Annotated in this window: 1 protein-coding gene; it reads left to right on the top strand. The window is 38.5% G+C overall.

Going from position 1 to position 546, the window contains the following annotated elements:
* Window positions 1-12: 12 nt before the first annotated feature.
* Window positions 13-546, top strand: a 534-nt coding sequence (locus tag ACFQY0_RS21370; protein ID WP_379717140.1) for a UbiA family prenyltransferase, incomplete at its 3' end; no start/stop codon positions are given.

Below are 546 nucleotides of genomic sequence, written 5' to 3'. Positions count from 1 at the left end.
ATAATGCTCTTCATGATTAACAGTACGGCGGGTGTCATTGGATTGATTGCAGGATTTGGATATGTTGTGCTTTACTCAATATATTCTAAAAGACATCTTGTTTCAAACACTGTAATAGGTGCATTACCTGGTGCAGCACCTCCGTTAATCGGTTGGGCAGTTATTGAACCAAACTTACATATACTCGCATGGGCGATGTTTATCGTAATGTTCATTTGGCAACCGCCACACTTTTATGCACTTGCGATTAGAAGAAAAGACGAGTACAGCAATGCGCAAGTACCGATGTTACCTTCTGTCAAAGGTAATAAACGTACGACTTATTCCATTGTTATATGGATTATGCTCCTCGTTCTAACACCAGTTTTAATGACAGAACTTGGAACATGGTTTGTCGTTGTTTCGAGCTTGCTTAACATAAGTTGGCTTGTGATATCACTTAACAATTTCAAACCAATTGAAGACTATAATCGTTATGCCGGGAGAGTATTTGTCTTCTCGTTGAATTACATTCTTATATTCTATGTGATGATCATTGTTGCCGGA

Source organism: Haloferula chungangensis (assembly GCF_042664875.1).
GTDB lineage: Bacteria > Verrucomicrobiota > Verrucomicrobiia > Verrucomicrobiales > Akkermansiaceae > Haloferula > Haloferula chungangensis.
The sequence above is the reverse complement of the archived record's forward strand: the minus strand, read 5'-3'. Positions and strand labels throughout refer to the sequence as shown.